Origin of the sequence: Herbaspirillum sp. C7C8 (assembly GCF_022627875.1) — a bacterium.
Lineage (GTDB): Bacteria > Pseudomonadota > Gammaproteobacteria > Burkholderiales > Burkholderiaceae_D > Herbaspirillum.
In genome coordinates, this window is sequence record NZ_JABXGG010000021.1 from 48,841 (window position 1) to 74,045 (window position 25,205).

The 25,205-nt window shown below is 62.3% G+C and carries 22 protein-coding genes, 1 tRNA gene and 1 pseudogene; 18 read left to right on the forward strand and 6 right to left on the reverse strand.

Annotation, left to right across the window (positions count from 1 at the left end):
• The first annotated feature begins 109 nt into the window (after positions 1-109).
• The 5 genes from HWE01_RS20045 to pnuC all read left to right on the forward strand — a co-directional run bounded on the left by HWE01_RS20045 (position 110) and on the right by pnuC (position 5,222).
• Positions 110-928, forward strand: coding sequence for an alpha/beta fold hydrolase (locus HWE01_RS20045; protein ID WP_175343824.1), 819 nt, complete (start codon positions 110-112; stop codon positions 926-928).
• A 179-nt stretch (positions 929-1,107) separates the two neighbouring features.
• Positions 1,108-2,760: a CTP synthase gene (gene pyrG / locus HWE01_RS20050; RefSeq protein ID WP_008329694.1), complete on the forward strand. Its 1,653-nt coding sequence runs from the start codon at positions 1,108-1,110 to the stop codon at positions 2,758-2,760.
• A 114-nt stretch (positions 2,761-2,874) separates the two neighbouring features.
• Entirely contained in the window at positions 2,875-4,158 is a 1,284-nt protein-coding gene (gene eno / locus HWE01_RS20055; protein WP_013234743.1) for a phosphopyruvate hydratase, read from the forward strand.
• A 53-nt stretch (positions 4,159-4,211) separates the two neighbouring features.
• On the forward strand, positions 4,212-4,604 hold the full coding sequence (gene ftsB, locus HWE01_RS20060; protein ID WP_008329686.1) for a cell division protein FtsB: 393 nt from the start codon (positions 4,212-4,214) through the stop codon (positions 4,602-4,604).
• A 30-nt stretch (positions 4,605-4,634) separates the two neighbouring features.
• Positions 4,635-5,222 (forward strand): nicotinamide riboside transporter PnuC, encoded by a 588-nt coding sequence (pnuC, locus tag HWE01_RS20065; RefSeq protein WP_241822676.1) that lies wholly within the window; start codon positions 4,635-4,637, stop codon positions 5,220-5,222.
• Here the strand turns inward: pnuC and HWE01_RS20070 are convergent.
• From HWE01_RS20070 to HWE01_RS20080, 3 genes are all read right to left on the reverse strand, one after another.
• Complete coding sequence (locus HWE01_RS20070; protein ID WP_008329682.1) at positions 5,219-6,841, reverse strand: GGDEF domain-containing protein; 1,623 nt, start codon at positions 6,839-6,841, stop codon at positions 5,219-5,221. The two genes, pnuC and HWE01_RS20070, sit on opposite strands and share 4 nt — an antisense overlap.
• A 310-nt stretch (positions 6,842-7,151) precedes the next feature.
• Entirely contained in the window at positions 7,152-7,805 is a 654-nt protein-coding gene (locus HWE01_RS20075) for a response regulator (protein ID WP_008329681.1), read from the reverse strand.
• Positions 7,806-7,879: 74 nt separating this feature from the next.
• The gene (locus HWE01_RS20080) at positions 7,880-8,539 is read right to left on the reverse strand and encodes a sensor histidine kinase (RefSeq protein WP_175343827.1); all 660 of its coding nucleotides are present in this window, start codon (positions 8,537-8,539) and stop codon (positions 7,880-7,882) included.
• A gap of 144 nt (positions 8,540-8,683) precedes the next feature.
• On the opposite strand from HWE01_RS20080, the gene HWE01_RS20085 reads away from it, so the two are divergent.
• Positions 8,684-8,760, forward strand: a tRNA-Arg gene (locus HWE01_RS20085).
• A 123-nt stretch (positions 8,761-8,883) separates the two neighbouring features.
• Here HWE01_RS20085 and HWE01_RS20090 read toward each other — a convergent pair.
• Positions 8,884-9,321 carry a response regulator gene (locus HWE01_RS20090; protein ID WP_241822677.1) on the reverse strand — a complete coding sequence of 146 codons (438 nt, stop codon included), beginning with the start codon at positions 9,319-9,321 and terminating at the stop codon, positions 8,884-8,886.
• A gap of 541 nt (positions 9,322-9,862) precedes the next feature.
• On the opposite strand from HWE01_RS20090, the gene HWE01_RS20095 reads away from it, so the two are divergent.
• The 7 genes from HWE01_RS20095 (at position 9,863) to HWE01_RS20125 (ending at position 16,670) form a co-directional block, all read left to right on the forward strand.
• Positions 9,863-11,494: a methyl-accepting chemotaxis protein gene (locus HWE01_RS20095; RefSeq protein ID WP_241822678.1), complete on the forward strand. Its 1,632-nt coding sequence runs from the start codon at positions 9,863-9,865 to the stop codon at positions 11,492-11,494.
• Between the two features lie 213 nt (positions 11,495-11,707).
• Positions 11,708-12,253, forward strand: a complete 546-nt coding sequence (locus HWE01_RS20100; RefSeq protein WP_008329671.1) for an iron transporter — start codon at positions 11,708-11,710, stop codon at positions 12,251-12,253.
• A 104-nt stretch (positions 12,254-12,357) separates the two neighbouring features.
• On the forward strand, positions 12,358-12,708 hold the full coding sequence (locus HWE01_RS20105) for a cupredoxin domain-containing protein (protein ID WP_175343829.1): 351 nt from the start codon (positions 12,358-12,360) through the stop codon (positions 12,706-12,708).
• 56 nt (positions 12,709-12,764) lie between these two features.
• Entirely contained in the window at positions 12,765-13,643 is an 879-nt protein-coding gene (locus HWE01_RS20110) for an FTR1 family iron permease (protein ID WP_008329667.1), read from the forward strand.
• Between the two features lie 56 nt (positions 13,644-13,699).
• The gene (locus HWE01_RS20115; RefSeq protein WP_008329665.1) at positions 13,700-15,037 is read left to right on the forward strand and encodes a 4Fe-4S binding protein; all 1,338 of its coding nucleotides are present in this window, start codon (positions 13,700-13,702) and stop codon (positions 15,035-15,037) included.
• A 163-nt stretch (positions 15,038-15,200) separates the two neighbouring features.
• The gene (locus HWE01_RS20120; RefSeq protein WP_008329661.1) at positions 15,201-15,536 is read left to right on the forward strand and encodes a zinc ribbon domain-containing protein YjdM; all 336 of its coding nucleotides are present in this window, start codon (positions 15,201-15,203) and stop codon (positions 15,534-15,536) included.
• Positions 15,537-15,662: 126 nt separating this feature from the next.
• Positions 15,663-16,670, forward strand: coding sequence for a bile acid:sodium symporter family protein (locus HWE01_RS20125; protein WP_008329659.1), 1,008 nt, complete (start codon positions 15,663-15,665; stop codon positions 16,668-16,670).
• Positions 16,671-16,755: 85 nt separating this feature from the next.
• Here the strand turns inward: HWE01_RS20125 and HWE01_RS20130 are convergent, their stop codons facing one another.
• Positions 16,756-17,805 (reverse strand): NADP(H)-dependent aldo-keto reductase, encoded by a 1,050-nt coding sequence (locus tag HWE01_RS20130; RefSeq protein WP_241822679.1) that lies wholly within the window; start codon positions 17,803-17,805, stop codon positions 16,756-16,758.
• A 198-nt stretch (positions 17,806-18,003) separates the two neighbouring features.
• Here HWE01_RS20130 and HWE01_RS20135 point away from each other — a divergent pair, with 198 nt between their 5' ends.
• The gene (locus HWE01_RS20135; protein WP_241822680.1) at positions 18,004-19,275 is read left to right on the forward strand and encodes an MFS transporter; all 1,272 of its coding nucleotides are present in this window, start codon (positions 18,004-18,006) and stop codon (positions 19,273-19,275) included.
• A 27-nt stretch (positions 19,276-19,302) separates the two neighbouring features.
• Here HWE01_RS20135 and HWE01_RS20140 read toward each other — a convergent pair whose 3' ends face one another.
• Positions 19,303-22,506: an EAL domain-containing protein gene (locus HWE01_RS20140; RefSeq protein ID WP_241822681.1), complete on the reverse strand. Its 3,204-nt coding sequence runs from the start codon at positions 22,504-22,506 to the stop codon at positions 19,303-19,305.
• A gap of 322 nt (positions 22,507-22,828) precedes the next feature.
• Here HWE01_RS20140 and HWE01_RS20145 point away from each other — a divergent pair, with 322 nt between their 5' ends.
• The 4 genes and pseudogenes from HWE01_RS20145 to HWE01_RS22945 all read left to right on the forward strand — a co-directional run.
• Positions 22,829-23,071, forward strand: a complete 243-nt coding sequence (locus tag HWE01_RS20145) for a hypothetical protein (protein WP_157174224.1) — start codon at positions 22,829-22,831, stop codon at positions 23,069-23,071.
• 73 nt (positions 23,072-23,144) lie between these two features.
• A complete protein-coding gene (locus HWE01_RS20150) occupies positions 23,145-24,251 on the forward strand; it encodes an S-(hydroxymethyl)glutathione dehydrogenase/class III alcohol dehydrogenase (protein ID WP_013234687.1) in 1,107 nt (368 codons plus the stop codon).
• A 10-nt stretch (positions 24,252-24,261) separates the two neighbouring features.
• On the forward strand, positions 24,262-25,113 hold the full coding sequence (gene fghA, locus HWE01_RS20155) for an S-formylglutathione hydrolase (RefSeq protein WP_241822682.1): 852 nt from the start codon (positions 24,262-24,264) through the stop codon (positions 25,111-25,113).
• A gap of 9 nt (positions 25,114-25,122) precedes the next feature.
• Positions 25,123-25,205 (forward strand): annotated as a pseudogene (locus HWE01_RS22945) (Gfo/Idh/MocA family oxidoreductase); the annotation flags it as partial.

The window sequence follows — 25,205 nt, forward strand, 5'->3', positions numbered from 1 at the left end:
AGGCGCTCGACGCCTGCCTGTCGTTCCATTTCGCGATGCGGGAAAATAGCACGCTCGCGGCGTCGGCCGTTTTGCTATGCTGCGGCCATTGCCTAGCCTGCACCTGTCCATGAGCCTTCCCATTCTTCATTTCGCCCACGCCAACAGTTATCCGGCGGGGACTTACGGCATGTTCTTCGAACAATTGCGTGCCCACTACGATGTGCGCGCCTTGCCTATCCACGCCCATGATCCACGCTTTCCGGTCGACGACGGCTGGCGCACTCTGGCGCGCGAACTGCGTGAGGAACTGGAGCGCAGCTATGCCGAACCGGTGATCCTGGTAGGGCATTCCATGGGCGGCATCCTGGCGCTGATGGCTGCGCGCAAGCGCCCGGCGCTGGTGCGCTGCGTGGTACTGCTGGATTCGCCGATCGTGGCCGGCTGGCGCGCGCAGCTGCTGCGCCTGGCCAAGTTGCTGAAGTATGAAAGCCGTCATTCGCCCTCGGTGGCCTCGGCGCGCCGCCGTGACAACTGGCCGGACATGGAGGCAGCCTACCGGCACTACGCCGCCAAGTCCCTGTTTGCGGCCTGGCCGCAGCAGGTGCTGCGCGACTATCTGCAACATGGCCTGGTGGCGCAGCCCGATGGCGGCGTGCGCCTGCGCTTCTCGCGCGAGACCGAAACCGCGGTCTATCGCACCATTCCTCATCACCTCGGGCGCCTGGCGCGCCAGACCTATCCGGTGCCGGTAGGCTTCGTGGGCGGCGTCGATTCGGTCGAGTGCCGTCTGGCCGGCCTGGAGGCCACGCGTCGGCTGGTCGGACCGAACTTCCTCCAGATTGCCGGCGGCCACCTGTTTCCGATGGAATCCCCGGTGGCGGCGGCCCAAGCCACGCACGGCATGATCGGACAACTGTTGCAGGGCAGGCAGCTTCACGGCCAGTGACGTGTAGATGAACCAATTTGCCGGGACGATGGTCAAGAATCCAGTGCGCGGGGTCGCGCATGTTTTCCTGCTGCAAGATTGTCGATGGAGAGACACTAATCGCAGGGAGGCTTAAAAAACGAGCCGGATTTGGGGTATAATTTGAATTTCCCGCATGTGCCGTTCGGCACTCATCTGTAATGACCAAGTTTGTATTTGTCACTGGCGGCGTCGTGTCTTCCCTGGGTAAAGGGATTGCCGCCGCGTCCCTGGCTGCGATCCTCGAATCGCGCGGCCTCAAAGTCACCCTCCTGAAGCTCGATCCCTACATCAACGTCGACCCCGGCACCATGAGCCCCTTGCAGCACGGTGAAGTGTTCGTCACCGATGACGGCGCCGAAACCGACCTCGACCTGGGCCACTACGAGCGCTTCATCTCGGCCAAGATGAAGAAGGTGAACAATTTCACCACCGGTCAGGTATATGAATCGGTGATCCGCAAGGAACGCCGTGGCGAATACCTGGGCAAGACCGTCCAGGTCATCCCGCACATCACCAACGAGATCCAGGAATTCATCCATCGCGGCGCCGAAGGTTTCGAGGTCGCGCTGGTGGAAATCGGCGGCACTGTCGGTGACATCGAGTCGCTGCCCTTCCTGGAAGCGGCGCGCCAGTTGAGCCTGCGCTCCGGCCGCAACGCCACCGCCTTCGTGCATCTGACCCTGGTTCCCTTCCTGGCCTCGGCCGGCGAACTCAAGACCAAGCCCACCCAGCACAGCGTGCAGAAGCTGCGCGAGATCGGCATTTCCCCCGACGCGCTGCTGTGCCGTGCCGACCGCCGCATCCCCGACGACGAGCGCGACAAGATCTCGCTGTTCTCCAACGTCGCCGCTGACGCCGTCATTTCGGTGTGGGATGCCGATAGCATCTATAAGATTCCGCAGATGCTGCACGACCAGGGTTTGGATACCATCATCTGCGAAAAGCTGGGCCTGTCGCCCAAGCCGGCCGACCTGTCGATGTGGGACAAGCTGATCGATGCGCAGAACAATCCTTCGCACGAAGTCACCATCGGCATGGTCGGCAAGTACGTCGACCTGACCGAGTCCTACAAGTCGCTCACCGAAGCGCTGCGCCATGCGGGCATCCATACCGGCAGCCGCGTCAACATCGAGTACCTGGATTCGGAAGAGATCGAAGCCAACGGCACCGACAGCCTGACCAAGTACGACGCCATTCTGGTGCCGGGCGGTTTCGGCAAGCGCGGAGTGGAAGGCAAGATCGCCGCCGCCCGCTATGCCCGCGAAAACAAGGTGCCTTACCTGGGCATCTGCCTGGGCATGCAGGTGGCGCTGCTGGAATATGCGCGCAACAAGGCCGGTCTGTCCAAGGCCAATTCGACCGAGTTCGATCCGGATACCGAACAACCGGTGGTGGCCCTGATCGATGAATGGCAGAACCATGACGGCAAGGTCGAGCGGCGCGATGCCAACTCCGACCTGGGTGGCACCATGCGCCTGGGGGCGCAGACCTGTGCGGTCAAGCCGGGTACCCTGGCTGCCGAAATCTACGGCGACAGCGTGACCGAACGTCACCGCCATCGCTATGAAGCCAACAACTTCTACCTGGGTCGCGTGGAAGAGGCGGGCATGATCGTGTCGGCCCGTACGCCCAGCGAAGACTTGTGCGAAATCATGGAACTGCCGCGCACCGGCGAGAACGCTCACCCGTTCTACATCGGCGTGCAGTATCACCCGGAGTTCAAGTCCACTCCGCGTGACGGCCATCCGCTGTTCATTTCGTACATCCGCGCGGCGCTGGCGCATCACGCAGCGTCGAAGGGCCAGGCATAAGCTGCCGGCCAGGTGCATGAAACGGCTGCCGTCGGGCGGCCGTTTCAACATGGGCGCCCCGGCTACCGGGCCTGCACCCGCCAATCATTTTTAAAACCTTGATGGAGATCTGGAATGAGTGCAATCGTTGATATTATCGGCCGCGAAGTGATCGATTCGCGCGGCAATCCGACCGTGGAATGCGACGTGCTGCTGGAATCCGGCGTGCTGGGTCGCGCTGCCGTGCCCTCGGGCGCATCCACCGGCTCGCGCGAAGCGATCGAACTGCGTGACGGCGACAAGAGCCGTTACTTCGGCAAGGGCGTGCTGCAAGCCTGCGAAAACATCAACACCGAGATCTCGGAAGCCATCATGGGCCTGGACGCCAATGAGCAAGCCTTCCTGGATCGCACCCTGATCGATCTGGACGGCACCGAGAACAAGAGCCGCCTGGGCGCAAACGCCATGCTGGCCGTCTCGATGGCCGTGGCCAAGGCCGCTGCCGAAGAATCGGGTCTGCCCCTGTATCGCTACTTCGGCGGCAGCGGTTCCATGCAGATGCCGGTGCCGATGATGAACGTCATCAACGGTGGTGCCCACGCCGACAACAACCTGGACATCCAGGAATTCATGATCATCCCGGTGGGCGCACCGAGCTTCCGTGAAGCCCTGCGCTATGGCGCCGAGGTGTTCCACACCCTGAAGAAGATCCTGCACGATCGCGGCCTGGCCACCTCCGTCGGTGACGAAGGCGGCTTCGCTCCCAACGTTTCCAGCCACGAAGAAGCCATCAAGCTGATCATCGAAGCCATCGAGAAGGCGGGTTACGAGCCGGGCACTCAGATCGCCCTGGGTCTGGACTGCGCTGCCTCCGAGTACTACAAGGACGGCAACTACCACCTGGCCGGTGAAAACATGGTGCTGACCCCGGCCCAGAAGACGGGTCTCTTGGCGTCCTGGTGCGACAAGTACCCCATCATCAGCATCGAAGACGGCATGGCCGAGAACGACTGGGCCGGCTGGAAACTGCTGACCGAAACCCTGGGCAAGAAGGTCCAGCTGGTGGGTGACGACCTGTTCGTCACCAACACCAAGATCCTGAAGGAAGGCATCGACAAGGGCATCGCCAACTCGATCCTGATCAAGATCAACCAGATCGGCACCCTGACCGAGACCTTCGCCGCCATCGAAATGGCCAAGCGTGCCGGCTACACCGCCGTGATCTCGCACCGTTCGGGCGAAACCGAAGACTCGACCATCGCCGATATCGCTGTTGGCATGAACGCCTTGCAGATCAAGACCGGCTCGATGTCGCGTTCGGACCGCATGGCCAAGTACAACCAGCTGCTGCGTATCGAAGAAGACCTGGGCGACATCGCCAGCTATCCCGGCCGCGCTGCGTTCTACAACCTGAAGTAAGAAGCTTGCGGCGCCCACCCCAAAGGCAGGCGCCGCATTGAGAGCTCCCGGCTATGCGCCTGATCATCCTTTGCCTGTCCTTCCTGCTGGTTGTGATCCAGTATCCGCTCTGGCTGGGCAAGGGCGGCTGGTTCAAGGTCTGGGAGCTCGACCGCCAGGTGCAACTGGCGCACAAGAAGAACGACGAACTCAAGGAACGCAACGCCAAGCTGGCCTCTGAAGTGGACGACCTGAAGCAGTCCAAGGGGGCGGTGGAAGAGCGTGCGCGCTTCGAGCTGGGCATGATCAAGCAGAACGAGGTCTTCATCCAGCTGCTCGATGGCAATTCGACCAAGCCTGCCCCTGCCGTCAATCCAAATCCCTTCATGCCTGGTTCCGGGCAACCGAGCAGTGTTTCCGTTCCCGTCAACGCGCCCGCCTCCAGCGCCCGCGTTGCTGCGCGTTGAGCGCCTGTCCGGCGTCGTCCTGTCTTTCGCATGAGCCTTGATACCCCGCTGAACTGGCTGGGCCTGAGCACCACGCCGCTGGAGCTGGTCTCCTTCGTGCTGGCGGTGATCACCGTCTGGCTCAACATCGCCCAGAATCATTGGGCGTGGTTGTTCTCCATTCTCTCTTCCTTGTTGTACGCGGCGGTGTTCGCCGATGCCCGTCTCTATGGCGATGCCGGCTTGCAGTTCGTCTTCGTGGCGGTCTCTGTCTGGGGCTGGTCGCAGTGGCTGCGTGGCGGCGAGCAGCAGGGGCCGCTGCAGGTATCGAGGCTCTCGGCACGGGGCTGGCTGCTCATGGGCATGGCCTGGGTGGCGGGGTGGGGGATACTGTCATGGTTCCTGCAGCGCTACACCGATACCGATGTGCCGCACGTGGATGGCCTGCTCACGGCCGGCAGTCTGGTCGGACAATTCCTGCTGTCGCGCAAGAAGCTGGAGAACTGGCTGGTCTGGATCGTCGTGGATGTGCTCTACGTGGGACTGTATCTCTACAAGCACCTGACGCTGACGGCCATTCTCTATGCCCTCTTCGTGCTCATGGCCGCAGCCGGCTGGCGCAGCTGGCGCCGCGCCTAGCGGGATGGCGGCAGTGCCGGTGCCGCCGCTGGCGGGTCGGCGAAGACGATGCGGTTCTTGCCGGCATTCTTGGCCTTGTACAGCGCCACATCGGTGCGCTTGAGCAAATCCGCCTGGCTCTCGCCGGGCTGATACACCGCCACGCCGGCACTGAAGGTGATGAGCAGGCGCTGGCTTTCGTGCATGAAGATGCGCTTGGTCAGTTCGCGCTGGACCCGCGTGATGATCTGGACCGCGTCCTGCGGACTGGTCTCCGGCATCAGCACCACGAACTCCTCGCCACCGAAACGCGCGATCACATCCAGCTTGCGCAAGGTCTCGCGAATGACCTGCACCATGTGTACCAATACTTCGTCACCGGTGGCATGGCCGTGCGTATCGTTGATGCGCTTGAAGTCGTCCAGGTCCAGCAGGGCCACGCACAGGGGCGTTTCGCGACGCAGGGCGTTGGCGATCTCGCGATCCAGGGATTCATCCATGCCGCGCCGGTTGAGGCTGCCGGTCAACTGGTCTTCGCGCACCAGTTCGCCCATCTGCTGCAGTTGCTGCTCCAGCGCCTGGATGCGTTCCTCGGCCTTTTCCACTTCCTGGCGCGCATCTTCCATCGCATCGCGCGAGCGGGTGGCTTCTTCCTGGGCTTTCTGCGTCTCGGTCATGATCTCGCTGAGCACGCTGTTGAGGTCGGCAATGTTGCCGGCCTGGCTGATCTGTTGCGAGAACCCGCGGATGGTGCGCTGGTAGTTGTCGGTAGTGGAGACCATGGCCGAGAGTCGATCCACGAAGGTCAGCATCATGTTCTTGACCACCACTTTTTCCTCGGACAGGGTGTTCTTCAACAGGCCCTGCTTGTAGATCACTTCCTTGAGGTTCTTGGTGGCGTCGGCCAGGGAGGTGCTGCTGAGCGGGCCGGCGATCAGACTCTGCACCGTCTCGATCTGGCTCGACAGCCAGGAACCTTGTTCCAGCAGGCCGTTGATGTTTTCCAGCAGCAACTGGAACAGGCGCATCAGCAAATCCTGCTGCTGGGCCATGTCGTCGGTCTTGAGCTCGATCTGGAAACTGAGCTGCCTGACGCGGCTGATGATGTCGTTCATCGCCTGTTCCGAGAACGCCATCTTCAGCTCCTGGCCACTGTTGCGCGACTCATTGGCCAGTTCCGGCGCGGTCGACAGCAGCGAGGGCAGATTGAAGACCAGGATGCGCGCCAGCATTTCGCGCAGCATCTTCTCCTTGATGCTGTCACGGATGAACTGGCGTTCCAGGTCGATTGGCACCAGTTCGCCGTGGGGCACTGCCGGCTTGGCGGGCAGGATGGGGCGACTCTGCCAGTTGGCGTCGGCAAATTCGGTCAGCTGGCGTTCGAACTCGCTCCAGTCCCCATTCTCGCGCGCACGTACCAGGCGCGTGCCGAGCAGGCCGTTCTCACCGGGCTGGCGCGAGAGCTTGGTGGCGAAATTGCCGAGCACCGACTCGGCCGTCACCCCTGGCAATCCGCCCTGGATTTCCTCGTAGGCGATGCGGTAGGCGTCCGGCGTGGGCGCAATGCGCCTGGCCCCCAGCCTCTGGAAAGCTTCTCGGGCGATCTCGACAGGCGTGAGCGTGGTCGGTTTCTTGGACATGCCGGCTGGTGACTGTATTGTTGGTGTGATTGTCTGGGTGCCACGGGGAATTTAACAAGGTATCGGCGCAGGCCGGCATTGCTTGAGCACGGCGCCTTCCCCTGTCATCGCGCAGACGCGGCGTAGTCTCCCCTTGCGCCGTAGTCCGTTGCCGCTGTCCCTCAAGGTAGAGGCAAGAATGACAACTAATTGTACTTCAGCGCATGTGCTCTGGATGCTTTTAATAGGAGGAGAAAAGCCCCTTTCCAACAAGGAAGCCACGGCTTGCTGACTGCTTGTCAGGCGTCAGCGGGGAAAGGGCGGGGCAAACTCATTCGACCAGCTTGTTCTTGAGCGCGTAATGCGTCAGCTCGGCGTTGTGGCGCATCTTCATCTTGGTCAGCACCCGCGAGCGATACATGCTGATGGTCTTGACCGACAGCAGCAGCTCGGCGGCAATGTCGCTGACGGTCTTGCCGGAAGCGATCATGACCATGGTCTGGTATTCCCGGTCGGAGAGGGTTTCATGCAGCGGCGTGTCGTGGTCCACGCCGATCTGGTTGGCCAGTTCCTGCGCCAGCGAGGGGCTCACGTACTTGCGCCCGGCGGCGGCCTGGCGGATGGCTGCCAGCAATTCGCCAGGACTGGCCTGCTTGTTGAGAAAGCCGGCCGCTCCGGCCTTGAGCGAACGGATCGCGTACTGGTCCTCACGGTGGATGGAGAGCATCAGCACCGGCAGCTCCGGCTGCTCCTTGCGGATCTGCTTGAGGATGTCGATGCCGCTGCGGTCGGGTAACACGATATCCAGCAGCATCACATCGCCATTGCCTTCGCGGGCCAGCTTGATGGCCTCCAGACCGTTGGCAGCATTGCCGACCACGACGATGTCCTTGCTGCCGGCACAGATCTGGCGCAGACCCTCGCGTACGATGGCGTGGTCATCGGCGATCAGGACCTTGATGGCGGCGGTGGATTTCTTGCTCATGGGCGGACGGCGACACTCCTCTGAAACCCTTGCTGCAAGCTGCGGCGGGCGAGGGCGTATTCTATAGCGTTCATTCAGAGTGTGACAGGTATGACGATATTTACGCAGGTACCGCCACTGGCGCGGGCCTCCCATGTCGCACTGCCGCCCAGGGCTGCGGCGCGCTGGCGCATGTTGGTCAGGCCATGGCCACGCCTGCCGTCGCGCCCGGCCAGGGCGGGATCGAAGCCGCCACCGTCATCGGCGATGCTCAGGTGCAGGTGTTTGCCGCTCTGTTCCAGGCGCACCTGCACCGTTCGGGCCGCTGCATGGCGCGCCACATTGTTGAGCGCCTCGCGCAGGATGCGCAGCAGGCCCAGTACCAGGAATTCATCGTGCACGGTCAGGCCCTGCTCAGCGTGGAAGCGGCAGTCCAGGCCGCTCTGGCGACTGAAATGGCGGCACTGCCAGTGCAGGGCGTCGACCAGGCCGAACTCGACGATGGGGGGATGCAGTTCGTCAATGATGCGTTCCATGCCTTCGCGCGCCTGCTGCAGCAATTGTCCGGCGTAGTCGGCCTGCGGCAGGGCGGCATGGTGTTCCAGGGCCAGCTGTTCGCGCAATTGGCCCAGTGCCATGCCGATGCCGGTCAATTGCGCACCCAGTTCGTCGTGCAGGTCGCGGGCGATGCGCGTGCGTTCTTCTTCACGGAGGCGATAGGCATCTGACAGATCGAGGGCGGCAGAATCGGACATGCGAGGCAGGTAAGCGGAGGAAGCTGAATATTCTTTCATAATAGCCGCGAGCCACCCATATGCAGGCCGGATTTCCCTTTCGGCAAAAAATCTCGGTCGAGGGCTTCCCAAAGGGGAAAGCTTGCTGCTATAATTTTATTTTTCGCGGCTGTAGCTCAGCTGGATAGAGTACTTGGCTACGAACCAAGGGGTCGTGGGTTCGATTCCTGCCAGCCGCACCAGATATAAAGGGTCCATCGCAAGATGGGCCCTTTTGTCTTTTTCGCCTTCACTTTTACGCTTCCAATTTCCGCCTCCATTTTTCCGTCTTTGCTCAGTGCCTGCTGCGCGCAGGCACTGGCCGGTCAGCGTGGCTCGGTCTGAGCCGGGGGCGCTTGCAGCCAGTGCTGGACGGTCTGGTTGACCAACTCCATGAATTCACGCGCATCCACCGGTTTGACCAGGTAGTCGTTGGCGCCTGCTTCGCGCGAACGCGTGGCATCGGCTTGGTCATGAGAGGTGGCGAACATGATGACCGGCAGCGTGCGCGTATGCGGCTGGCTGCGTAGCATGTGCAGCAGGTCCAGCCCTTCCATGCGCGGCAGTCGCGGTTCCAGCAGGATCAGGCAGGGCAGGGTTTCGGGGTGCTGCTGCGCGTGGGGACTGAAAAGCGATTCCATGGCCCGTTCCGCATCCTCGAACCAACCGAAGTCGCACTCCAGCTTGCTGCGCCAAAGGCTGAAGCGCGCCAGTTCCACCGACTCCGGACTGGGATCGACCATCAATATGCTGGGGCGGGACATGCGTTATGTGCGGGACAGGGCGTTGTTCTTTGAATGTGGCATTTCTGAGTTCCGGCAAGTTTGACATAGCAGGGGGCAGAAATCCATTGTTCAATACGCAGCCAACCCCCAGGCAGCGCCTCAATCTCGTCGATGTCAGGTGTTTCCCTCAGGCCGTGGGTTATCGCAATGAGCTTACGTGACAATTACAGATACGCCTTGACTGCCCGCCCGGGCCGGCATTCGCCGCGCGCGGCGGCAACCCTGCTGGATCATTCAATTTCTGAATGCCAGATATGAACGAATAAAATCTCGCGTTGCAGCATTCCTGCTGGCCTGCTCGGCTATATTCCTGACAGCTGTGTCATGAGTTGCAACGAAGCTCATTCGTGAACCTCTTCGCACAAGCAACGGCAATGCCTTGGGTGCATTGCACAAAAAATCGAACAAAGACGGACAGGCAAGTCAGCCAGGGGGAGTCTTTTTCTTCACCTCTTTTCGTGTCTTGTAGTTGAACCGGCGTGCTGTGGCGCGCCTCCTTTGCATGGGTGAATTTTCCATCATGACCATTACCAAGCGCCTCATTCTCACTCTCTCGACAGCCCTGGTGGCGCTGCTGTTCGTCGGTGCCGACGGGCTCTGGCAATTGCAGCGTGCCCAGCAGCGACTGGAACTGATCCAGAATCGCATCATCCCCGGCATGGACAGCCTCAATCTGTTGAAGGGCTATCTGGCCGATTCGCGCCTGGCCGGCTATCGGCTCTCGGTGTTTGCCAATCTGCCCGACAAGACCGCCTTGCAGAAGGCGGTCGATGCCGCCAACAAAGCGCTGGACGAGGAATTCGCCCACTACGAGCGCGATCTCGTGTTCGATGACAAGGACCGTGCCCTGATCCTGGCCGACAAGGCCAACATTGAAGCCTACCGCCGAGCCCTGGTACCGTTCTTCGCCGCCGCCTATGCCAATGACATGGAGGGCGTGCGCGCCACGCTGCAGGCAGGCACGCCGCTGGCCCTGTCGGCGGCTGCCGCCAAGAAGGGCTTTGATGACCACATCCTGATGGGGCGCCAGATGATCGACACCATCAAGCACGAGAGCGACGCTGCATACGCCTTCGCTCTGCGCGCGATGATCGGGGTGATCGTGCTGGCGGTACTGCTCACGGGATTGCTGGGGATGCGCACCCTGCGCAGCGTGACGCACAGCCTGGGCAGGATCCAGCAGACCTTCGAACATGTCAGCCAGACCCTGGACCTGTCGCGTCCGGTGCCGGTAGAGCGCATGGATGAAGTCGGCCGTACTGCCGCCGCCTTCAACAAACTGCTGGCGCGCATCGTCGAGGTGGTAAGCACCACGCGCAGTTCCACCGATTCGGTGACGGTGGCAGCGCGTCAGATCGCTGTGGGCAATGCCGATCTGTCGGCCCGCACCGAGCAGCAGGCCGCTGCGCTGGAGGAAAGCGCTTCCAGCCTGGAACAACTGACTTCCGTGGTGCTGCAGAATACCCAGAACGCGCGCCAGGCCAACGCGCTGGCGCAATCAGCCTCGCAGATCGCCGCGCAGGGCGGGGACGTGGTGCGCCAGGTGGTCGACACCATGAACTCCATCAATGACTCCTCGCGCAAGATCGTCGACATCATCGCAGTCATCGATGGCATCGCCTTCCAGACCAATATCCTGGCGCTGAATGCAGCGGTGGAAGCAGCGCGGGCCGGCGAGCAGGGGCGTGGCTTTGCCGTGGTCGCCTCGGAGGTGCGTTCGCTGGCGCAGCGCTCGGCGGCTGCCGCCAAGGAAATCAAGGCGCTCATCGACGATTCCGTCGACAAGGTCGGTAGCGGCAGCAAGCTGGTGGAACAGGCCGGCGCCACCATGAGCGACATCGTCGACAGCGTGCAGCGCGTGACCCAGATCGTCGGCAGCATCGCCGATGCCAGCGAGGAGCAGAGCGCCGGTATCACCCAGGTCAATCAGGCCATTTCGCAGATGGACCAGGGCACCCAGCAAAATGCCGCGCTGGTGGAAGAGGCCGCAGCAGCGGCCCAGGCTTTGCAGGCGCAGGCCGAGAGGCTGGAGAGCGTGGTGGCGGTCTTCCAGCTGGAAGGGCGCCTGGCGGTACCCGTGCGCAGCGTGGCGGCAGCACCTGCATCTGCGCCGCTGGTCTCGCACTCGCTGGCGCAGCTGGAACAAATCTGAGTGGCACGGGGCGGGCCTGGCAACCCCCATCTGATGCCGCTCGCAGTCCCTATGAACCGCCCGGTGCCCGCCGGGCGGTTTTTCATTGCTCGCGCATTTTTACTCTTCGGTCAGCATTGCTATGAAGGATTGCACTAAGGTGACCCGCTCACTGCCTCAAAGGGTGATATACTTAATGCTAATCATTATCATTTGTCACCAGGAGAATACGCAATGATCGGTTTGAAGAAACTAGCTGTCGCCGCAGCGCTTGGCCTGTGCTTTGCAGGTTCTGCCGTGGCCGCCGAATACCCCATTGGCAAGCCGCAGATCCAGAATGGTTTTGAAGTCAATGCCGTCTACCTGCAACCGGTGAAGATGGAACCGGACGGCATGATGCGCAAGGCCGAGGATTCCGACATCCACCTGGAAGCCGACATCCGCGCCGTGGCCAAGAACCCCAACGGGTTCGCTGAAGGTGACTGGATGCCCTATCTGGTCGTGAAGTACGAGCTGACCAAGGTCGGTTCCACCAAGTCACTCAAGGGCGACATGATGCCCATGGTGGCCAACGACGGTCCCCACTATGGCGACAACGTCAAGCTGGAAGGTCCGGGCAAGTACAAGCTCAAGCTGACCATCTCCTCGCCGCAAGCCAATGAGCACGCCCACTTCGGTCGTCACGTCGACAAGGAAACCGGTGTCGGTCCGTGGTTCAAGACCTTCGAGCTGAACTACGACTTCACCTTCGCCGGCATCGGCAAGAAGGGCGGCTACTAAGCCGGTGGCAGGCATTGAACCAGCGCCTGCCTTTGCAGTGAATCGATGCCGGTCTGGCCAGGATGGCGGACCGGCTTCACCGTTTTGAGAGTTCCGGAGTCTTCATGATCGCAAGAATCGTCCGACTGATCTGCCCGGGCCTGGTCGCTCTGACCATGCTGGGTGGCGCCGCCCAGGCCAGCGCTTCCGACCTGCCGACCTTCAAGCTGGAGATGCAGGACGGCAAACTGATCCCGTCGCGCATCGAAGTGCCGACCGGGCAGCGCATCAAGATCGAAGTGCACAACATCGGCAAGTCCGCCGCCGAGTTCGAAAGTGTCGAACTGCGCAAGGAGAAGGTGCTGGCGCCGGGTGCGCAGTCCTTCGTGGTGATCGCCCCATTGCGTGCGGGCGAATACAAGTTTTTCGATGACTTCCACCTCGACATGCCGCACGGCGTGATCGTCGCCAAGTAAGTCCGGATGCGCGCAAGCGACACGGAAGTCCAGGTTTTCAGGAAGGGAAGGGTTTCATGGGACAGGTCATGTTCATCGTCTGGCGCGAAAGCGTCGAGGCGCTTCTGGTGGTCGGCATTCTGTATGCCTGGCTGAAGAACGGCGATGTCAGCGCGCGGCGCGGCATCCCCTATCTGTGGGGCGGCGTGGTGGCCGGCGTGGTACTGGCGGCAGCACTGGGCGCAGCCCTGCTGGGCTTTTCGGAACTGCTCTCGGGCGACGCCCAGACCTACTTCCAGATCGCCATCGTCCTCATTGCCGCCGTGCTGATCGTGCAGATGGTGTTCTGGATGCGCAAGCATGGACGCACCCTCAAGAAGGACATGGAAAGCTCCATGCAGTCCAGCTATGAAAGTGGCAACTGGTGGGGTGTGTTCGTGCTGGTGATGCTGGCCATCGCCCGCGAGGGCAGCGAAACGGCGGTCTTCCTGTACGGCATCGGCCTGGGGCAGCAGAACGCCAGCACCGCTTCGCTGGTGCTGGCCGGCGCGATCGGTTTCGGGCTGGCCTTCCTGACCTTCTATCTGTTGCAGCTGGGCGGCAAGATCTTCTCCTGGCGTCGTTTCTTCCAGGTCACGGAAGTGATCCTGCTGCTGCTGGCGGCCGGTTTGCTGGTCACCGGCGTGGAAAAGCTCTTCGACGTCCTGCTGGAAAGTTCGGACATGCTGGCCTCGGCCAACTGGACCATGACCCTGACCGGTCAGCTCTGGGATACCTCGGCACTGCTGGATGATTCCACCACCCTGGGCAGCCTGATCTCGACCCTGACCGGTTACCGCGCCCGTCCGGCGCTGCTGTCGGTGATCGTCTATACCGTTTATTGGGTCGTGGTATGCTCCGCCCTCTATCGAAAACCCCAGCCTCAGCTCAAAAGCAAGAGGCAGGAAGCCGTCTGAACCTGATGACAACCTGTACGCAATCGCCGACTCTGCTCACGCGTACCGGAGACTGGATGCGCCGCCATGGCGCATTCATCCGAGGCCTGCAATGGATCGTGGTGGCCGTGTATGCGGTGCTGATCCTGGTTCCGGTGTTCCTCCCGCTGCCTGACGAAACCGCCCATCTCTGGTCCAATCTGACGCTGATCGCCCAGTTCGCCTTCTGGGGCATCTGGTGGCCCTTCGTGCTGGTGAGCATGGTGCTGATGGGACGCGTATGGTGCGGTGTGCTCTGTCCGGAAGGCGCACTCACCGAGTTTGCCAGCCGTCATGGACGCGGCCGCGCCATTCCCCGGTGGATGCGCTGGGGTGGCTGGCCCTTCGTGGCCTTCGCCCTGACCACGGTCTACGGCCAGATGGTCAGCGTCTACCAGTATCCCAAGGCGGTGCTGCTGGTGCTGGGCGGCTCCACCGTCGGCGCCATGATCGTCGGTTACCTGTATGGCCGCGACAAACGCGTCTGGTGCAAGTACCTGTGCCCGGTCAATGGCGTCTTCGGCCTGCTGGCCAAACTGGCCCCGGTTCACTACAAGGTGAACGAAGACGCATGGCGCGCCTCCTATCATCCCGAACACAAGATCATTCCGATCAACTGCGCACCGCTGGTGCCTTTGCGCAATATGAAGGGGGCTTCCGACTGTCACATGTGCGGTCGCTGCAGTGGCCATCGCGATGCAATCGCTCTGAGCTTCCGTCCCCCGGCGGTGGAAGTGGTGCAGTTCGGCAAGACCCACAATAATCTGTGGGAAAGCGCCCTGGTCCTCTACGGTCTGCTGGGCATTGCCATCGGCGCCTTCCACTGGACGGTCAGTCCCTGGTTCATCACCATCAAGCAGGACATTGCCACCTGGCTCATCGATCGCGACATCATGTGGCCCTTCGGTACCCAGGCGCCCTGGTGGCTGCTGACCAATTATCCGCAGCAAAGCGACGTCTTCACCTGGCTCGACGGCGCCATGGTGGTCGGCTACATCCTCACCACCGGCCTGGTGCTGGGTACCGGCGTGGCCCTGATGTTCGGCCTGGCTACGCGCCTGTTGGGCAAGTGGGAATGGAGCCGCTTCAACCACCTGGTGCAAGCCCTGATCCCCCTGGCGGGCTGCGGCGTCTTCATTGGGCTCTCGGCCACCACCATCAGCCTGCTGCGCGCCGAGCACTGGCCCGTCTACTGGGCCAATGACGTGCGCGCTGCGCTGCTGAGCGCCATGACGCTGTGGAGCCTGTGGCTGTGCTGGAAGGTCGTGGCGCGTCACGCGACCCACTGGCTGCAGCAGGTGCTGACCATGCTGCCCTTGATCGGTGGCCTGGCGCTGGTCAATACCGCCTGGTGGCTGATGTTCTGGGGCTGGTAAGACAGACGTCACACGCATCGCATGAAGGAAAACGGCAGGTTTGCCCGCAAGCCTGCCGTTTTTATTTGCGTCTTGTTTGATCTCGGGTCTTGCCGGCTATGTGAAGTTGGCTGCCGAAGCAGTACAATCGCTGCCTTTTCAAGCCAATTGCCGGAGTTTTCATATGAGCACCTTGCCCGCCTGTCCCCAATGCCAATCCGAATTCACCTATGAGGATGGTGGTCAGTTCGTCTGCCCCGAGTGCGCCCACGAGTGGAGCGCCCAAGCCGCGCCCGCCGAGGCGGCCCGGGTCTGGCGCGATGCCTCCGGCAACGTGCTGCAGGATGGCGATACCGTCACCGTCATCAAGGACCTGAAGCTGAAGGGCGGCGGCGGTGTGGTCAAGATGGGTACCAAGGTCAAGAACATCCGTCTGGTCGAGGGCGACCATGACATCGACTGCAAGATCGACGGTTTCGGCTCCATGGGCCTGAAGACCGAATTCGTGCGCAAGGCCTGATCGCTTGCCGGCCCCGGGAGCGGGTCCTGCAAGCCAGGGCCGCTCTCACGTAGAATGGCGGTTTGTCCGCAGCCAATGTATACATAAGCATGCGGGCGTCCCGATCACGACAACAACGAAACTGCCATGGCCCGTCCCCGCTTCCTGCCCGATAACATGACCCTGATGCTGCTGGCCGTCGTGCTGACTGCATCTTTTCTTCCCTGTACCGGCCAGGTGGCCGAGGCCTTCGATGGTCTGACGACCTTCATGATCGGTCTGCTGTTCTTCATGCACGGTGCCAAGCTCTCGCGCGAAGCGGTGGTGGCCGGCTTTACGCACTGGAAGCTGCATGTGACGGTACTGCTGTGTACCTTTGCGCTGTTCCCTCTGATCGGCCTGGCCTTGAAACCGGTGCTGCTGCAATTCATCACCCCCGATCTGTACCTGGGGCTGCTGTTCCTGTGCGTGCTGCCCTCGACCGTGCAGTCCTCGATCGCCTTTACCTCGGTGGCGCGCGGCAATGTGCCGGCGGCGATCTGCGCGGCCTCCGCGTCCAATCTGCTGGGCATCTTCTTCACGCCCCTGCTGGTGGGGGTGCTGGTGGTGGCGCATGATGGCAGCGGGCATTCCTCGCTCGGTTCCATCCTGAAAATCGTTTATCAGTTGCTGCTGCCCTTCGTGGCTGGCCAGATCGCGCGCCCCTTCATCGGTCGCTGGGTCGAGCGCAACAAGTCCTGGCTCAAGTTCGTCGACCAGAGTTCCATTCTGCTGGTGGTCTACGTGGCCTTCAGCGAGGCGGTGGTGCAGGGCCTGTGGCACCAGGTGCCGGCGACGATGCTGGTGGCGCTCTTGGTCATCAATGCCGTGCTGCTGGCCATCATCATGGCACTGACCACCTTCGGCAGCCGCCGCCTGGGCTTCAACAAGGAAGACGAGATCACCATCGTCTTCTGCGGTTCCAAGAAAAGCCTGGCTTCGGGCGTGCCCATGGCCAAGGTGCTGTTTTCCAGCGGCGCCATCGGCATGGTGCTCTTGCCGGTGATGCTGTTCCACCAGATCCAGCTGATGGTGTGCGCCGTCATGGCCGCGCGTTACGGCGCGCGCGAGGAACAGGTGCGGGCAGCGGTAGCGACCGAAAGCGGCGGCGACTGATCGTCCCCGGGACGACCTCTCCGCCCACAAAAAAGACCGGCACGCAGCCGGTCTTTTTTTGCCTGTAGGGTCGCTCCGTTTTGATTCAGGGCGCCGGATTGGGCTGCCTGCGATGGATGGCCTCGATCGCGGCCAGCACCTCCTCGCTCAGCTGTACCTGGGCACTGTCGATGTTGCTGCGCAGTTGCTCCAGCGTGGTCGCGCCGATGATGTTGGAGGTCAGGAAGCGGCGGCTGTTGACGTAGGCCAGCGCCATCTGCGCCGGGTCCAGTCCATGCTGACGCGCCAGCGCGACGTATTCTGCGGTGGCCCGTTCGGCCTGCGGATTGGTATAGCGCACGAAGCGTTCGAACAGCGTCAGACGGCCTCCGGCCGGACGCGCGCCATCCAGGTACTTGCCGCTCAACATGCCGAAGGCCAGGGGCGAATAGGCCAGCAGGCCGACCTGTTCGCGGTGCGCGAATTCAGCCAGGTTCACTTCGAAACTGCGGTTGAGCAGGTTGTACGGGTTCTGGATGGTGACGATGCGCTCCAGTCCATGCTGCTCGGCCGCGCGCAGGAATTGCGCGACTCCCCAGGCGGTCTCGTTGGACAAGCCAATGGTGCGGATCTTGCCGGCCTTCACGAATTCGGAGAGCACCGTCAGGGTTTCCTCGATGGGCACCGTGGTTTCATCCTCCACGTGCTCGTAGCCGAGCTGGCCGAAGCTGTTGACGCTGCGGTCCGGCCAGTGCAGCTGGTACAGGTCCACGTGATCCAGTTGCAGGCGCTCCAGACTGCCATGCAGAGCGTCGGTCAGGCCCTTGCGGTCGAGGTCGTTGATGCCGCCGCGGATGTGGCGCGGGTTGTGCGCCTTGCGGGCCGGGCCGGTGCACTTGGTAGCGATCAGCAACTGGTCGCGCTTGCCGGATTTCTTCAGCCAGGTCCCCAGATAGCGCTCGGTCAGACCTTGCGTTTCGGCCTTGGGCGGGACCGGATACATTTCGGCGACGTCGATGAGGTTGATGCCGCGTTCGACGGCATAGTCCAGCTGCGAATGGGCGTCGGCTTCGGTGTTCTGCTCGCCCCAGGTCATGGTACCGAGGGTGATGAGGCTGACCTTGAGGTCGGTGCGGCCGAGTTGGCGATACTGCATGGGGATTCTCCTTGTGATGCGCAGGCAGGCGCGCGGAGCGCGTCCTGCCGGCTGGCGCGGGATCGGGTAGTATAGCGGCGCCCGCCCTGGCTTGCAGGGCAGGGCCGCAGCGGCGCCAAGACCGCTTGCGCCAGCCCGGTTGCTGCTTGCAGTTCCGGACTCCATCACGCCAGAACACCGCCTTCCCATTCACGAGACATGTCATCCACTTCCCCCAGCGCGACCCCCGATGATGCCGCCGAGCCGCTGCGTCATCACATGCCCTTCAAACTTTTCTGGTGCGCCAGCGTGGCCTCCACCATCGCCTTGCAAATGCAGATCGTCGCGGTCGGCTGGCAGGTCTACCAGCTCACCCACAGCGCCTTTGATCTGGGCATCGTGGGCCTGGTGCAGTTCATTCCTTCGTTGATCCTGGTCTTCGTGGTGGGCCATGTGGCAGACCGCTTTGATCGCCGCAACGTCGCGCGCGTCAGTTCGGTGGTGGAAGCGGCCGCTGCCGCCACGCTGGCAGTGGGCAGCCTGCAAGGCTGGCTCAGCCGCGAGATGATGTTCGCGATCGTGGCCGTCATTGGCGCGGGCCGGGCCTTTTCCAAGCCGACCATGTCGGCCCTGTTGCCCAGCCTGATGTCGCCCAAGGCCTTGCCGGGCGCCGTGGCGGGCTCGGCCTCGGCGACCCAGTTCGCCATCATCATCGGCCCGGCATTGGGGGGCTTTCTCTACGTGGCCGGGCCGGCCGTGGTGTATACCAGCAGCTGCGCGCTGTTCATCGCCTGCAGCGTACTGTTGTCGCTGATCCGGCGTCCGGCCCAGGTGACGGCATCCCAGGCAGCACCGTCCAAGCCTACTGGTGCCAGCTTGTCGTCGGTGTTCGCAGGCCTGGCCTTCATCCGCAGCAAGCCCGCCATCTTCGGTGCCATCTCCCTGGACATGTTCGCCGTACTGCTCGGTGGCGCCACTGCCTTGCTGCCGGTCTACGCCAACGACATCCTGCACACCGGTGCGGCCGGCCTGGGTCTGTTGCGCTCGGCACCGGCTGCCGGGGCTCTGATCGTGGCGCTGCTGCTGGCGCGCTTTCCGCTGGGTGGCCGGGTAGGGCGCACCATGTTCATGGCCGTGGCCGTGTTCGGACTGGCCACCATCGTCTTCGGCCTGTCGCGTTCCTTCCCGCTCTCGCTGGCCGCGCTGGCGGTGCTGGGTGCGGCCGACATGATCAGCGTGGTGGTGCGCTCCTCCTTCGTTCAGCTGGAGACGCCCGACGCCATGCGCGGTCGGGTCTCGGCCGTCAATTCGGTGTTCATCGGTACTTCCAACCAGCTTGGAGAATTCGAATCGGGCCTCACTGCAGCCTGGTTCGGTGCAGTGCCTGCGGTGCTCATCGGCGGCTTTGGCACGCTCTTGATCGTGCTGCTGTGGATCCGCCTGTTCCCGTCGCTCTACCAGGTCGACCGGCTGGCGGCGCGTCAGTCCTGAACTCCGGCGGCAGGCCAGCGGCGGCGCTCAGGGCGGATCGCCCTCGGTCATCAGCATCTGGCTGGCCTGGCTTGCGGCCTGCTGCTGCGCCAGCAGCATCTGCAGGAACTGCGTATAGGGCACCGGCTTGCTGAAGTAATAGCCCTGGTATTCATCCGAGCCAAATTCGCGCAGGGCCTGCAACTGCTTCTCGGTCTCCACGCCTTCGGTCACCACCTTCAGGTTCAGCGCATGGCTCATGGCGATGATGGCCTGTACGATGGCGCTGCTGTTGGCATCGTCGGGAATGTCGTTGATGAAGGATTTGTCGATCTTCAGCGTATTGACCGGGAAGCGCTTCAGATAGGCCAGCGATGAATATCCGGTACCGAAGTCATCGATCGAAATGGTGAAGCCTTCTGCACGGATGCCATCCATGATGGCAATGGCACGATCGCGGTTGTGCATCACCATGCTCTCGGTGATCTCGAACTCCAGGCAGGCCGGCGGTGTTCCGTGGCGCTGGACCACGGTCTTGATGTCTTCCAGCAGGTGTTCATCGCCGAACTGGCTGCCGGTGAGGTTGATGGAGATGCGTCCGCACACCAGGTCGCGTTCCAGCATCAGGCCGATGTCGTGGCAGGCCACGTCCAGCACCACCAGGCCGATCTGGTCGATCAGCCGGGTTTCTTCGGCCAGCGGTATGAATTCGCCTGGTGGCAGCAGGCCACGCACCGGATGCTGCCAGCGCACCAGTGCCTCGGCGCCGACAATGCCGCCGCTGGCCAGGTTGATCTTGGGCTGGTAGTGCACCACGAACTCGGCGCGCTCGATGGCGCGGCGCAGCTCGGCCTCCAGCGCGATGCGCTCGACCGTATTGGTGTTGACCTCGTCCGAGAAGAAGCGATAGTCATCCTTGCCATGGTGCTTGGCGCGGTACATGGCGATATCGGCGTTCTTGATCAGGGTCTGCGCATTGTCGCCATCGCCGGGATAGGTGGCGATGCCGATGCTGGCCGAGAGCATGGCTTCCTGCCCATCGATGATGAAAGGCTTGCGCGCCTCGGTCAGCAGCTTCTGGGCGATCTCACCCAGTTGCAGCGGATCGTCGAAGTCATCCACCAGCACGATGAATTCATCCCCGCCCACGCGCGCCAGGATATCCAGTTCGCGCAGCGCGTTGCGAAAGCGCTGGGCGATTTCCTGCAGCACCGCCTCGCCGGCCTCGTGGCCGAAGGTATCGTTGATGTTCTTGAAGCGGTCCAGGTCCATCAGCAGCACCGCCACCATGCCGTTGCGGTGCTCGGCGTGGGTGATGGCGTTGGAGACGTGCTGGGTGCACAGGAAGCGGTTGGGAAGGCCGGTGAGCTCATCGTAGTGCGCCAGGTGGCGGATGCGTTCGTCGGCGCGACGACTCTCGATGGCCACGCTGGCGAGGTCGGCGGCGATGTTGGCCAGTTGCAGGTATTCGTTGCTGGGGGCCTGGTTTTCCTTGAGCAGGGCGGCGAACACGCCCAGCAACTGGCCTTCCTTGCCGATGATGGGCCAGGCACCGCAGGACGGGTAGACTTCCACATCGATGAGCACCCGCAGATGTTCGGTCACCGGATCGCGTGCGATATCGGTGACGATGCAGGGACCGCGCCGCAGGGCCGCCTCGGCGCCGACCCCGCAGCCATGACGGATCGGCATACCCTGCAGGGCACGCAGCAGACGCGGCGGGTAGCGGCGGCTGAGCACCGAGGTGAAGTGCGAGGCCTGTTCATTGACCAGCATGACGCAACTGGCTCCGTAAGGAATCTGGGCATCGGCAAAGCCGACGATCTCGTGCAGGATGCCATCGAGGTCGTCATCGGCCATCACCATGTGCAGGACACGGTTCTGTTCGCTCTGCAGCAGCTCGGCGCGTTTGCGGGCGCTGATGTCGCGCAGGATGGCGAAGATCGCATAGCCGCGCTCGAATTGCGCGCGATTGAGGGTGACGTCGGTATGGATGATCTTGTTGCGGCGGACCGTCACCCACTCGAACTGCTGCGGCTGGCCGGCCAGTACCCGGCCGACCAGTTCGTCGATATCCGGCTGGTCCGCCTGGCGCGCCTTCTGGCGCGAGAACAGGCCGACCTTGCGGCCGATGATGCGTTCCTTGTCCGGTACCCCGAAAAAGCGCAGCGCCGCCGCATTGCAGTCCAGATAGCGCAGCTCGGACGAAATCAGCACGATGGGATCACTGCCTTCCTCGTAGAGCTTGCGGTAGCGGTATTCGCTGGAGGACAGCGCGTGATCCAGGCGGCGCTGATAGCGGAAATACACCAGGAAGGCAATCAACGCGATGAGGATGAAACCCAGGATGCCAGTCGTCAGCAGGATGCGATTTTCGGTACGGCTGCGCCAGGGCGCCAGCACGTCTTCCATGCGGCGCGCATAGACTGCCACCAGCGACCATTTGTCCAGCCGCTTGTAGGTAAACAGCAGCGGTTCGCCGGTCAGATACGAAATCTCCTCGAACGCGCCTTCCTCGGCCCCGGCGCGGATGCGCGCCATGCTCCTGGCATCGGCCAGGCTGACGCTGAGCCAGCGTTCTTCGAAGGGCGAGCGCAGCATCATCGAGCCGCTCTCCGTGCGCAGCGAGACGATGGCCTCGAAATTGGTGATGCGCTTGTAGAAGTCGAAGAAGGTCGATGCCTTCAGTTCCGCCACCAGTAACCCGATCGGTCGTGAACTGCGATCGTAGAGATTCATGGCCACCGGCAGCACCAGCTCGCGGTTGTAGCGGCTGCGCATGAGCTGGCCGACGAACAGAGCGGGCCGGGTCGGGTTGCCATCCACATGGGTGAGCTTGTGATCCTCCGGGATGCTGGTGGTATCGAGGGCTCGCAGGGAGCTGGCGCGCGTGTTGCCGTTGCGGTCGATGTAGCGCAGCACCATCACGGTGGGCAGGCGCTGCTGCAAGTCAGCCAGCAGGCGATACAGGGCCGGGTCGTTGTCCAGCAGATCGGGGCCGGCGGCCTGGACCTGCCTGGCACCGGACCAGAGCAACTGGTCGAGCTCGCTGAAGACACGTTCGGCCTGTTCCTGCACGCTGCGCACGGCCGCCATCGAGCTGGCGCGCTCGGCGTCGATGGTCAGCTGGCGGTCCTGGCGGATCTCCCACCAGGTCTGCACGACAATGAATGACCCGACGAAGCCCACGAACAGCAGCAAGGTCTTCAGGGTGGTGCCTGGGCGCCCTGGCGATTTGTTCTGTTTTCCCATGTGACCAACTATCACATTACCTGTCGTTAGGCAGCGCATCGCTGCACATCCCTTGGCCCGGAAAGATGCCGGACGACCGTGTCGACAGCCCTCGCACGCAATTGGCGCGTTCGCGCCAGCGCAACGGCCGGCACTGACAGGGCCGTGACGCACAGCGCATGTCAATGCAGCAAGCCGCAGCCGTTCACCCGGTATGAACGCGCTTACGCCAGAATTACGTGGATGCCCCCACTTCGTGATACGCGAGATGTCAGTATGCCATCTCGTGTCCTGCTGCGCTTTGTTGGCGCTTGTCCTTGCTTCGTGTACTTGTTGTGCGCTGATGGATGGCGATATCCTGACCACCCTCATCGTTTGTTCTGTAGCAACCTTACCGCAAGCTCAAGCCTTTGTCATCCTGCCCGCAACCTCGCTGCAACGCGACAGCGTGATTTTCATGTCAAATGGAAATTTTCACCAGTTATGGCATCAACATGAAGGATGTAAAGCCCGGCGCATGGTTTTCCGTTTGCAATGCGATAATACTGCCCAGCCAGAAGTTTCACAGGCATCACAGTTTTACTGAATATCCCTGACCAAACGCGGCATTGCCGGTCGGGGACGTCTTACATCAATCATCACGCAAAGGACCCATCCCTATGAAGACAAGAGCAGCGGTAGCATGGCAGGCAGGCAAGCCCTTGACCATCGAGGAAGTCGAGCTCGGCGGCCCCAAGGCTGGCGAGGTTCTGGTCGAGATCAAGGCCACCGGCATCTGCCATACCGACTATTACACGCTCTCGGGCGCTGATCCGGAGGGTATCTTCCCGGCCATTCTCGGCCATGAAGGAGCGGGCGTGGTGGTCGACGTCGGTCCGGGCGTGAAGTCGCTCAAGAAGGATGACCACGTCATTCCCCTGTACACGCCGGAATGCCGCGAGTGCAAGTTCTGCCTGTCGCAGAAGACCAATCTGTGCCAGGCCATCCGCGCCACCCAGGGCCGTGGCCTGATGCCCGATGCCACCAGCCGCTTCTCGCTGGACGGCAAGCCGCTGTTCCACTACATGGGTACCTCGACCTTCTCGAACTACATCGTCGTGCCTGAAATCGCGCTGGCCAAGATCCGTTCGGATGCGCCCTTTGACAAGGTCTGCTACATCGGCTGTGGCGTGACCACCGGAGTGGGCGCGGTGCTGTTTACCGCCAAGGTGGAAGCGGGGGCCAACGTGGTGGTGTTCGGTTTGGGCGGCATTGGCTTGAACGTCATCCAGGCGGCCAAGATGGTGGGCGCCAACAAGATCATCGGCGTGGACCTGAACCCGGCACGTGAAGCCATGGCGCGCAAGTTCGGCATGACCGACTTCATCAATCCCAAGGACGTGCCCAACGTGGTCGATGCCATCATCGGCATGACCGATGGCGGCGCCGACTACAGTTTCGAGTGCATCGGCAACACCACCACCATGCGCCAGTCGCTGGAGTGCTGCCACAAGGGCTGGGGCCAGTCCATCATCATCGGCGTGGCCGCAGCCGGCCAGGAGATTTCCACTCGTCCGTTCCAGCTGGTGACCGGCCGCGTCTGGAAGGGCTCGGCCTTTGGTGGCGCGCGTGGCCGCACCGACGTGCCCAAGATCGTCGACTGGTACATGGAAGGCAAGCTCAACATTGATGACCTGATCACGCACAAATTGCCGCTGGAGCGCATCAATGAAGGTTTTGACCTGATGAAGAGCGGCGAGTCGATCCGCTCCGTGGTCGAGTTCTGAGGAGGGCGCGATGCTGGAGACTCTCTCCGAGCACGGCTGTTTTGGCGGCGTACAGGGCTTCTATCGCCATGCTTCGCCGGCCATCGGCCTGGATATGCGTTTTTCGGTATTCGTCCCGTCCCAGGGCGGGCAGGGTGGAGGCAAGCTGCCGGTGCTGTTCTATCTGGCGGGGCTGACCTGTACCGAAGAAACCTTCATGATCAAGGCCGGTGCGCAACGCGTGGCGGCGCAACTGGGCCTGATCCTGGTGACTTGCGACACCAGCCCGCGTGGTGCCGGCATTGCCGGCGAAAGCGACAGCTGGGACTTTGGCGTCGGTGCCGGTTTCTACCTCGATGCCACGCAGGCGCCGTGGTCCGGGCATTACCGCATGGAGAGCTATGTGGTGGAGGACTTGCGCCGCGCCGTGCTGGAGAACTTCCCGGCTGACGGGCAGCGCATGGGCATTTTCGGTCACTCCATGGGGGGGCATGGAGCGCTCACGCTGGCCTTGCGCCACCGCGAGCTATACCGCTCGGTGTCGGCCTTTGCCCCGATTGCCGCGCCGATCCACTGCCCTTGGGGCCAGAAGGCTTTCGGCAATTATCTGGGCCCGGATCAGGAAAGCTGGAAGGAGCATGATGCCAGCGAACTGATGGGCAAGCTCTATGCGCCTTTCCCGCAGGGCATCCTGATCGATCAGGGCCTGGCCGACAAATTCCTGACCGAGCAGCTGCAGCCGGAACGTTTCGAAGCGGCCTGCAAGGAAGCCTCGCAGCCGCTGAGCTTGCGCCGGCATGCGGGGTATGACCACGGGTATTACTTCATCGAGAGTTTTGTGGAAGATCATTTGCGCTTCCATCATGCGAATTTGATGGCTTGAAGCCTTGAGGCTCTTGGGGCAGGCAAGCACGTCTTCCTGGAAAAGCCGCCCGGCGCCACGCTCTCCGAAGTCGAGTCGCTGAAGCACCTGGC

Excerpts from the sequence above, each read along its gene's own strand:
- eno (WP_013234743.1), top strand. The coding sequence starts at position 2,875 with ATGAGTGCAATCGTTGATATTATCGGCCGCGAAGTGATCGATTCGCGC.
- HWE01_RS20095 (WP_241822678.1), top strand. The coding sequence starts at position 9,863 with ATGACCATTACCAAGCGCCTCATTCTCACTCTCTCGACAGCCCTGGTG.
- pnuC (WP_241822676.1), top strand. The coding sequence starts at position 4,635 with ATGAGCCTTGATACCCCGCTGAACTGGCTGGGCCTGAGCACCACGCCG.
- HWE01_RS20135 (WP_241822680.1), top strand. The coding sequence starts at position 18,004 with ATGTCATCCACTTCCCCCAGCGCGACCCCCGATGATGCCGCCGAGCCG.
- HWE01_RS20120 (WP_008329661.1), top strand. The coding sequence starts at position 15,201 with ATGAGCACCTTGCCCGCCTGTCCCCAATGCCAATCCGAATTCACCTAT.
- HWE01_RS20145 (WP_157174224.1), top strand. The coding sequence starts at position 22,829 with ATGGATGGCGATATCCTGACCACCCTCATCGTTTGTTCTGTAGCAACC.
- ftsB (WP_008329686.1), top strand. The coding sequence starts at position 4,212 with ATGCGCCTGATCATCCTTTGCCTGTCCTTCCTGCTGGTTGTGATCCAG.
- HWE01_RS20125 (WP_008329659.1), top strand. The coding sequence starts at position 15,663 with ATGGCCCGTCCCCGCTTCCTGCCCGATAACATGACCCTGATGCTGCTG.
- HWE01_RS20150 (WP_013234687.1), top strand. The coding sequence starts at position 23,145 with ATGAAGACAAGAGCAGCGGTAGCATGGCAGGCAGGCAAGCCCTTGACC.
- HWE01_RS20080 (WP_175343827.1), bottom strand. The coding sequence starts at position 8,539 with ATGTCCGATTCTGCCGCCCTCGATCTGTCAGATGCCTATCGCCTCCGT.
- HWE01_RS20045 (WP_175343824.1), top strand. The coding sequence starts at position 110 with ATGAGCCTTCCCATTCTTCATTTCGCCCACGCCAACAGTTATCCGGCG.
- HWE01_RS20070 (WP_008329682.1), bottom strand. The coding sequence starts at position 6,841 with ATGTCCAAGAAACCGACCACGCTCACGCCTGTCGAGATCGCCCGAGAA.
- HWE01_RS20115 (WP_008329665.1), top strand. The coding sequence starts at position 13,700 with ATGCGCCGCCATGGCGCATTCATCCGAGGCCTGCAATGGATCGTGGTG.
- fghA (WP_241822682.1), top strand. The coding sequence starts at position 24,262 with ATGCTGGAGACTCTCTCCGAGCACGGCTGTTTTGGCGGCGTACAGGGC.
- pyrG (WP_008329694.1), top strand. The coding sequence starts at position 1,108 with ATGACCAAGTTTGTATTTGTCACTGGCGGCGTCGTGTCTTCCCTGGGT.
- HWE01_RS20090 (WP_241822677.1), bottom strand. The coding sequence starts at position 9,321 with ATGTCCCGCCCCAGCATATTGATGGTCGATCCCAGTCCGGAGTCGGTG.
- HWE01_RS20075 (WP_008329681.1), bottom strand. The coding sequence starts at position 7,805 with ATGAGCAAGAAATCCACCGCCGCCATCAAGGTCCTGATCGCCGATGAC.
- HWE01_RS20110 (WP_008329667.1), top strand. The coding sequence starts at position 12,765 with ATGGGACAGGTCATGTTCATCGTCTGGCGCGAAAGCGTCGAGGCGCTT.
- HWE01_RS20140 (WP_241822681.1), bottom strand. The coding sequence starts at position 22,506 with ATGGGAAAACAGAACAAATCGCCAGGGCGCCCAGGCACCACCCTGAAG.
- HWE01_RS20130 (WP_241822679.1), bottom strand. The coding sequence starts at position 17,805 with ATGCAGTATCGCCAACTCGGCCGCACCGACCTCAAGGTCAGCCTCATC.
- HWE01_RS20100 (WP_008329671.1), top strand. The coding sequence starts at position 11,708 with ATGATCGGTTTGAAGAAACTAGCTGTCGCCGCAGCGCTTGGCCTGTGC.
- HWE01_RS20105 (WP_175343829.1), top strand. The coding sequence starts at position 12,358 with ATGATCGCAAGAATCGTCCGACTGATCTGCCCGGGCCTGGTCGCTCTG.